This window comes from Streptomyces sp. BRA346, from assembly GCF_052851135.1.
This window is the reverse complement of the sequence record NZ_JAIWIH010000091.1, coordinates 1-9,590: the sequence shown is the minus strand read 5'-3', so window position 1 is coordinate 9,590 and position 9,590 is coordinate 1. Positions and strand designations below refer to the sequence as shown.

Annotated in this window: 2 protein-coding genes; both read right to left on the bottom strand. The window is 74.5% G+C overall.

Going from position 1 to position 9,590, the window contains the following annotated elements; all coding sequences use genetic code 11:
* The coding region (locus tag LCH29_RS43230; RefSeq protein WP_446467169.1) for a type I polyketide synthase at positions 1–2,130 on the bottom strand (2,130 nt) is incomplete at its 3' end.
* 47 nt (positions 2,131–2,177) lie between these two features.
* Positions 2,178–9,590: type I polyketide synthase (locus LCH29_RS43225; RefSeq protein WP_446467168.1), on the bottom strand; the 7,413-nt coding region annotated here is incomplete at its 5' end.

Here is a 9,590-nt window from a genome sequence, read left to right as displayed (position 1 = left end):
GCTGACGCGCTCGGTCAGCAGCGGCGCCACCTCGTCCTCCGACGCCTGCACCGCGACCATCGCGCCACCGGCCGGAAGCTCCTGCATCAACCGCCCACGCGCCGCCACCAACTTCGCAGCATCCGCAAGCGACAACACACCCGCCACATGCGCGGCAGCCAACTCACCGATCGAGTGCCCGGACAGGAAGTCCGGCGTCACACCCCACGCCTCCACCAGACGGAACAACGCCACCTCAACCGCGAACAGCGCAGGCTGCGTGAAACCGGTCTGGTCCAGCACCGCCGGGTCGTCCCCGAACAGCACCGTCTTCAGCGGCCGTTCGAGGGGCGGGTCCAGCGCATCGCACACCGCATCCAGCGCCTCCGCGAACACCGGGTAAGCCTCGTACAGCTCACGGCCCATCCCCAGCCGCTGGCTGCCCTGACCCGTGAACAGGAACGCCACCTGACCGCCGTCCACCGGGCCCGCGACGAGCCCCGCAGCCGACTCGCCCCGCGCCAGGGCGTCCAGACCCTGCCGGAGCGCGTCGCGGTCGGTGCCCACGATGGCCGCGCGGTGGTCCAGGGCGGCCCTGCCGGTGGCCAGGGAGTGGCCGATGTCGGCGGTGCCGAGGGCGGGGGCGCGGTCCAGGTGGGCGGCGAGACGGCGGGCGTTGTCGCGGAGCGCCGTCGCGGTCTTGGCGGAGAGGATCCAGGGCAGGACGGCGGTCGGAGCGCCGTCGCCCGCGGGCTGAGGCTCTTCCGGCTCCGGGGCCTGCTCCAGGATGGTGTGGGCGTTGGTGCCGCTCACGCCGAAGGCCGAGACACCGGCCCGGCGCGGCCGTCCGGTGTCGTCCCAGGGGCGGGCCTCGGTCAGCAGCTCGACCGCGCCCGCCGACCAGTCGACGGTCGGGGACGGCTGGTCGATGTGGAGGGTCCGGGGCATGACGCCGTGGCGTATCGCCATGACCATCTTGATGACGCCCGCGACTCCGGCCGCCGCCTGGGTGTGGCCCAGGTTGGACTTGAGCGAGCCCAGCCACATGGGCTGTCCCTCGGGCCGTTCCTGGCCGTAGGTGGCGAGCAGCGCCTGCGCCTCGATCGGGTCGCCCAGGGTCGTACCGGTGCCGTGTGCCTCGACCACGTCGATCTCGGCGGCGGACAGCCGGGCGTTCTCCAGGGCCTGGCGGATGACGCGGCGCTGCGACGGGCCGTTGGGCGCCGTGAGACCGTTCGAGGCACCGTCCTGGTTGACCGCCGAGCCGCGTACGACGGCCAGCACCTGGTGGCCGTATCTGCGGGCGTCCGACAGCCGCTCGACGAGCAGGACGCCGACGCCTTCGGACCAGCCGGTGCCGTCGGCAGACGCCGCGAAGGACTTGCAGCGGCCGTCGGGGGCGAGGCCGCGCTGACGGCTGAACTCCACGAACACATCGGGGTTGGGCATCACGGTGACGCCGCCGACCAGGGCGAGCGAGCATTCGCGCTGGCGCAGCGCCTGGGCCGCCCAGTGCAGGGCGACGAGGGACGACGAGCAGGCCGTGTCGATGGTGGCGGCCGGGCCCTCGAGGCCGAAGGTGTAGGCGATGCGGCCGGAGAGCACGCTGGTGGCGCCGCCGGTGAGCATCAGCCCCTCAAGCTCTTCCGCCGTGTCGGAGCCGTAGCCCATGGCCGCCGCGCCCACGTACACGCCGGTGCGGCTGCCGTGGACGGACGTCGGGTCGATTCCGGCGCGTTCGAAGGCTTCCCAGGAGGTTTCCAGCAGCAGCCGCTGCTGCGGGTCCATGGCGAGGGCCTCGCGCGGCGAAATGCCGAAGAATCCGGGGTCGAAGTCGGCGACGCCGTCGAGGAATCCGCCGCCGCTGTTGTAGAAGGTGCCCTTGCGGTCGGGGTCCGGGTCGGCGAGCCCTTCGATGTCCCAGCCGCGGTCGGCGGGGAATCCGGAAATGGCGTCGCCGCCCTCGTCGACGAGCCGCCACAGGTCCTCGGGGGAGCCGATGCCGCCGGGGAAGCGGCAGCTCATCGCGACGATCGCGATCGGTTCCTGCGCGTCCGCCTCCACCTCGGTCAGGCGGCGACGGGCCCGGCGCAGCTCAGTGGTCATCCACTTCAGATTGTCGAGAAGCTTCTCTTCGTTCGCGCTAGCCACGAAAACGTCACCTCCTGAGGTCAGTGGAAATGTGAGCGGTCATCACGTCAGGACCTTCCGAATTCATTGTTGATGAGGTCGAAGATGTCTTCGGCCGAGGCGGATTCGATATCGAGGTCATCGTCGTCGGCACCGTCCGCGCCCGTCTCGTTCTCCGTCTGGTGCCATGTCCGCAGCAGCGCTTCGAGCCGGGCCGTGACCCGCTCGCGTTCCGCCTTGTCGTCGGGAACGTGGGAGAGGGTGAATTCCAGCTTGTCGATTTCCGCCAGCGCCGGGAGTTCCGGTGTGGTGTCCTCGCCCAGTATTTCCGCGCGCAGTTCGCCCGCGAGCACGCCGGGCGTGGGGTGGTCGAAGATCAGGGTGGCGGTGAGCTGGAGCCCGGTCGCGGCGTGCAGCCGGTTGCGGAGTTCGACGGCGGTGAGGGAGTCGAAGCCCAGCTCCTTGAAGGCCCGGCCCGCCTCGATGGCCGTGGTGTCGTCGTGTCCGAGGACGGCGGCGACTTCGGCGCGTACGAGGTCGAGCAGCACGCGGTCGGCCTCGGGGCCGGTGAGCCCCGTAAGCCGCTCCCGCAGCGCCTCGGCCGGGTCGCCGTCCGCGTCGTCGCCGCCCACAGCATCGGCCGCCGCGACGGCCTGACGGACCTCCGGCAGGTCGGCGATGAGCGGACGGGGGCGGGCCGCGGTGAAGGCGGGGGCGAAGCGGTCCCAGTCGACGTCGGCGACGGTGATCGTGGTCTCGCTGCCGTCCAGCGCCTGCTGGAGGGCGGCGATGGCGGAGTGCGGGGCCATGACCGGCAGTCCGCGGCGGCGCAGTTGCTCGGCCGCCTCGTCGTCGGCGACGAGCCCGCCGTCCGCCCACGGGCCCCAGGCCACGGAGGTGGCGGCGGCGCCCCGGGCGCGGCGCTGTTCGGCGAGCGCGTCCAGGTGCGCGTTGGCGGCGGCGTACGCACCCTGGCCGCCGCTGCCCCACACCCCGGCGATGGAGGAGAAGAGCACGAAGGCGTCCAGGTCGGTGTCGCCGAGCAGCGCGTCCAGGTGGGTGGCGCCCGCCACCTTCGCGGCGACCACGTCGGCGACATCGGCCGGTGTGGCGTCGGCGAGCGGCGCGAACTGCCCGGCGCCCGCCGTGTGCACGACGGCGGTGAGCGGGTGGTCCGGGTGGTCGTCCCGGATCCGGGCGAGCAGCCCGGCCACCGCCTCCCGGTCGGTGACATCGCAGGCGGCGACGGTCACCCGGGCGCCCAGCGCGGTCAGTTCGGCGTCGAGCCGGTCGGCGCCGGGGGCGTCGGGGCCGCGGCGGCTGGTGAGCACCAGGTGCTCGGCGCCGCCCGCCGCCAGCCAGCGGGCCACATGGGCGCCCAGCGCCCCGGTGCCGCCGGTGACCAGGACCGTGCCGCGGGGCCGCCACGGCTCGCCCGCGGCCGTGGCGCGGTCGGCGTGGGCGAGGCGGCGGGCCAGCACTCCGACCGTACGGATCGCGAACTGGTCCTCGTGCGCGTCCCCGTGTCCGCCGAGCACGCCCGCCAGCCGGTCGGCGGCGCGCTCGTCGAGGGTCGCGGGCAGGTCGACCAGACCGCCCCAGCGCTCGGGGTGCTCCAGGGCGACCACCCGGCCCAGGCCCCACACCTGCGCCTGTGCGGCGCTGCGCGGCGGCTCGGAGGCGGCGGTGTACACCGCGCCGGTCGTGGCGCACCACAGCGGGGCGTCCACGCCCGCGTCCCCGAGCGCCTGCACCAGCACACCGGTGCGCAGCAGCCCGGTGGGCGCGGCGCCGTGTGCGGGGTGCGGGTGTTCGTCCAGGGCGAGCAGGGACAGCACCCCGTGGACGGGGTCACCGGCCGCGGCCCGGCGGATGCGGTCGGCGAGGGCGCCCCGGTCGAGGTCCCGGCCCCGGTCCAGGGCGATGGGCCGGATGTCGGCGCCGCGTTCGGTCAGGGCTTCAATAACCGTCCGTACGGTGTCGGCGTGGCCGTCCGGTTCGGCGACCAGCCACACCCCCGGGGCCGCGGCGAGGCGCGGCTCCTCCAGCGGCTTCCAGCTGATGCGGTAGCGCCAGCCCTCGATCGCGGACTGCTCGCGCTCGCGGCGCCGCCACGCGGACAGGGCCGGGAGCAGCGCGCTCAGCGGCTGGTCCACGTCGATGCCCGCCGTGTCCGCCAGCGCGCCGAGGTCGTCGCTCTCGACCGCCGCCCAGAAGCGGGCACCGGCCACATCCGTGGTCGTCTCGGGCCTGTGCCGCGGGGTGCCGTCGAGCCAGTAGTGGCGCCGCTGGAACGCGTACGTCGGCAGGTCGACGCGGTGTGCGCCGGTCCCGGCGAACAGCGCCTCCCAGTCCAGCGCCACGCCCCGGACGTGCAGGGTGGCGAGGGCGCCGGCCAGGGTTTCCGGCTCGGGGCGCCCGCCGCGCAGCACCGGTACGAAGGCCACGTCGTCCGGTCCTTCGTCGGTGACGCAGTCCTGCGCCATGGCGGTCAGCACACCGTCCGGGCCGAGTTCGACGTACGTGGTGACGCCCTGGGCCTCCAGGGCGCGGATGCCGTCGAGGAAGCGCACGGACTGGCGTACGTGGCGCACCCAGTAGTCGGAGCCCATGCCCAGCTCGTCGGTCACCGGCTGCCCGGTGACGGTCGAGAGGATCGGGATGCGCGGAGCGCCGTACGTGAGGCCCTCGGCGACCTTGCGGAAACCGGCGAGCATGCCGTCCATGTGCGGGGAGTGGAAGGCGTGGCTGACGGTGAGCCGCTTGGCCTTCCGGCCCCGCGCCTCGAACGACGTCGCGATCTCCAGGGCCGTGTCCTCGTCGCCCGCGATGACGACCGACGTGGGCCCGTTCACCGCGGCGATGCTGACACGCTCGGTGAGGAGCGGCGCCACCTCGTCCTCCGACGCCTGCACCGCGACCATCGCGCCACCGGCCGGAAGCTCCTGCATCAGACGGCCCCGCGCGGCCACCAGCGTGGCGGCGTCCGCCAGCGAGAGCACGCCCGCCACATGGGCGGCGGCCAGTTCGCCGATGGAGTGCCCGGCGAGGACGTCGGGCCGCAGCCCGGCGGCCTCGGCCAGCCGGAACAGCGCCACCTCGACCGCGAAAAGCGCGGGCTGGGTGAAGCCCGTCCGGTCCAGCAGCTCCTTGTCCGACCCGAACAGCACGTCGTACAGCGGCCGTTCGAGGTGCCGGTCCAGCTCGGCGCAGACCGCGTCCAGCGCCTCGGCGAACACCGGGCTGGCCTCGTACAGCTCGCGGCCCATGCCGAGCCGCTGGCTGCCCTGCCCGGTGAAGAGCACGGCCGTACGGCCTTCGGCGGGCGAGCCCTGGACCAGCTGCGCGGCCGACTCGCCGCGCGCGAGGGCCGCCAGGCCCGCGAGCAGCCGGTCCCGGTCGGGGCCGAGGACCACCGCGCGGTGGTCCAGTGCGGACCTGGTGGTGGCCAGGGAGTACGCCACGTCCACGGCGTCGAGCGCCGGGTCGGCGGCGACGTGGGCGCGCAGCCGTTCGGCCTGCTCGCGCAGCGCGTCCCCGCTCTTGGCCGACAGCGGCCAGGCGAGCACGTCGGGCCGTACGGCGGAGGGCTCGGTGTCATCGACCACGGCTGGTTCCGGGGCCTGCTCCAGCACCGTGTGGGCGTTGGTGCCGCTGAAGCCGAACGAGGACACGCCCGCGCGGCGCGGACGCCCGGTTTCCGGCCATGCCTGCTCCTGGGTGAGCAGCGACACCGCGCCCGCCGACCAGTCGACGTGCGGCGACGGCTCGTCCACGTGGAGGGTCCGCGGCAGCACTCCGTGGCGCATGGCGAGCACCATCTTGATGATGCCCGCGACACCGGCCGCGGCCTGGGTGTGGCCGATGTTGGACTTGATGGCGCCCAGCCACAGCGGCCGCTCCGGGTCGCGCTCCTGCCCGTACGTGGCGAGCAGCGCCTGCGCCTCGATCGGGTCGCCGAGCCGGGTGCCGGTGCCGTGCGCCTCGACCGCGTCCACCTCGGCGGCGGACAGGCCCGCACCGGCCAGCGCCTGCCGGATGACGCGCTGCTGGGCGGGGCCGTTGGGCGCCGTCAGACCGTTGCTCGCACCATCCTGGTTGATGGCCGAGCCGCGCACGACGGCGAGCACCGGGTGGCCGTTGCGCCGCGCGTCCGACAGCCGCTCGACCAGCAGCATGCCGACGCCCTCGCCCCAGCCGGTGCCGTCCGCACCGGCCGCGAACGCCTTGCAGCGGCCATCGGCGGCGAGGCCGCGCTGACGGCTGAACTCGATGTACGCGCCGGGGCTCGACATGACCGTCACACCGCCCGCGAGCGCGAGCGAGCACTCGCCCTGCCGCAGCGCCTGGATCGCCCAGTGCAGCGCCACCAGCGAGGAGGAGCAGGCCGTGTCGACGGTGACCGCCGGGCCCTCCAGACCGAAGGTGTACGCGAGTCGGCCGGACACCACGCTCGCCGCGTTGCCCGTGCCGAGGTAGCCCTCGACGCCCTCCGGGACGGTGTGCAGGGAGGCGTCGTAGTCCTGCCCGTTGGATCCGACGAAGACACCGGCCGAGGTGCCGCGCAGCGTGGCCGGGTCGATGCCCGCCCGCTCGAACGCCTCCCAGGAGGTCTCCAGCAGCAGCCGCTGCTGCGGGTCCATCGCCAGCGCCTCGCGCGGCGAGATCCCGAAGAACGCGGCGTCGAACCGGCCCGCGTCGTACAGGAAGCCGCCCTCGCGGGCGTAGAAGGTGCCGCGCTTGTCGGGGTCCGGGTCGTACAGCGCGTCCAGGTCCCAGCCGCGGTCGGCCGGGAACCCGGCGATCGCGTCGCCGCCCGCCGTCAGCAGCTGCCACAGCTCCTCGGGGGTGGTGACGCCACCGGGGAAGCGGCAGCTCATCGCGACGATCGCGATCGGGTCGTCGTCGGTCGCCACTGCCACGGCGGCCGGTGCCGGTGCCGACGGGGTGGTGGCGGGCTCGGAGTCCACGAGCTCGGCCCGCAGGTAGCCCGCCAGCGCGGTGGCCGTCGGGTAGTCGAAGACCAGCGTCGCGGGCAGCTTGACGCCGCTCGCGGCGCCGAGGCGGTTGCGCAGCTCGACGGCGGTGAGCGAGTCGAAGCCCAGCTCCCCGAAGGCCCGTTCGGCGCCGACCGACTCGGTGCCGTCGTGGCCGAGGACCGCGGCCACATGCGTACGGACCAGGTCCAGCAGCAGCCGGTCCCGCTCGGCCTCGCCCAGCCCGGCCAGCCGGGCGGCGAGCCCGCCACCGGCAGACGCACCGCCGGTGTCCTGCTGCGGCTCCGCCACGTCCGCGAAGTCCGCGATGAGGCGGCTCGGCCGTACGGCGGTGAAGTCCGGCGCGAACCGGGCCCAGTCGATGTCCGCGACGGCCACCGCCGCGTCGCCCAGGTCCAGCGCCCGCTGAAGGGCGGCCATCGCCCGCTCGGCGTCCATCGGCGGCAGACCGCCACGGCGCAGCCGCTGCTCCAGCGCGTCGTCCGCCGCCATGCCGCCCTCGGCCCACGGGCCCCAGGCGATGGACGTGGCGGGCAGGCCCTCGGCGCGCCGCCGCTCGGCGAGCGCGTCCAAGTAGGCGTTGGCGGCCGCGTAGTTGCCCTGGCCCGCGGCGCCGAACGTGCCGCTGATCGAGGAGAACAGGACGAACGCGGACAGGTCCAGCTCGCGCGTCAGCTCGTCCAGATGCGTCGCGGCGGCCACCTTGGCGCGCAGCACGGTCGCGAACCGCTCGGGGGTGAGCGCGTCGAGCACGCCGTCGTCCAGCACGCCCGCCGTGTGGAACACACCGGTCAGCGGCAGCTCCTCCGGCAGCCCGGCGAGGAGATGCGCGAGCGCATCCCGGTCGGCCGCGTCGCAGGCGGCCACGGTCACCCGGGCGCCGGAGGCGGTGAGTTCGTCGCGCAGGTCGGCGGCGCCGGGGGCGTCCAGGCCACGGCGGCTGGTGAGCACCACGTGCTCGGCGCCGTTCGCCACCAGCCAGCGGGCCACCCGTGCGCCCAGTGCGCCCGTACCGCCCGTGACCAGTACGGACCCGGTGCCGGGCTGCCAAGAAGATTTGTCGGACGACGCGGGAGCCGAGGCCCGTACGAGGCGGCGCCCGAACACGCCCGACGCACGCACCGCGACCTGATCCTCACCACCGGTCCCTGCCGCAGCCAGCACCTCCGCCAACCGCGCCACCGCGCGCTCGTCGGCCGCGGCGGGAAGGTCGACCAGACCGCCCCAGCGCTCGGGCAGCTCCAGCGCCGCGACCAGACCCAGCCCCCACAGCCGCGCCTGATCCGGGTTGACCGCCCCGTCCGAACGGCCCACCGCGACCGCGCCCCGCGTGGCCACCCACAGCGGCGCGCCGATGCCCGCGTCACCCAGGGCCTGCGTCAGCGCGGCGGTACGCAGCAGCGCGTCGCCCTCCGACTCCGCGAGGGCCAGCAGGGACACCACACCGGTCACGGTGTCGTCGCCGACGGCCGCCGTCAGGTGTGCGGCCACCGCCGTGCGGTCGGCGTCGGCGGTCAGCTCGACCCGCGTCACGCCGACGCCGCGGTCGTTCAGCATCCGTACGACACCGTCGGCCCAGGTGGTCCCGGGTGCCTCGGCCGGTACGACCACCAGCCAACGGCCGCTCAGCGGCGCGGCGGTGGAACGTTCGGACACCGGCGTCCACGACACGCGGTAGCGCCAGCCGTCGACCGTCGAACGCTCCGCCTGCTGCCGCCGCCACGACGACAGCGCGGGCAGCAGGGTCTCCAGCGCCCCGTTGTCCTCGCCGCCCAGGTCGAGCGTGGTGGCGAGGGCATCGAGGTCTTCCCGCTCCACGGCCTCCCAGAAGCGGGCGTCCACCGCGTCCCGGGCCGTGGCGGTGGGCGTAGTCGCCACGTCCAGCCAGTAGCGGCGGCGCTGGAAGGCGTACGTCGGAAGCTCCACGCGCCGCGCGCCGGTCCCGGCGTAGAACGCCGCCCAGTCGGGCGCGCTCTGGCGCACCCGCACCCCGGCGAGGGCGCCGGTCAGCGTCTCGGCCTCGGGGCGGTCCTTGCGGAGGGCGGAGAGGAAGGCGGCGGCGCCACCCTCGGCGAGGCAGTCCTGCCCCATGCCGGACAGCACACCGTCGGGGCCCAGTTCGAGGTACGTCGTGACGCCCTGCGCTTCGAGGGTGCGGATGCCGTCGAGGAAGCGGACGGCTTCGCGGACGTGGCGCACCCAGAAGTCGGGGCTGGTGATCTCCTCGGCGGAGACGACGTCCCCGGTCAGGTTGGAGACGATCGGGATGCGCGGAGCCTCGTACGACAGCCCCTGCGCGACCTCGCGGAACGCCTCCAGCATCCCGTCCATGCGGGGCGAGTGGAACGCGTGGCTGACGGTGAGCCGCTTGGTCTTACGGCCCTGCGCCTCGAAGGTCGCGGCGATCTGTACGGCGTCATCCTCGTCACCCGCGATCACCACGGACATCGGGCCGTTGAGCGCGGCGATGCTCACCCGCTCGGT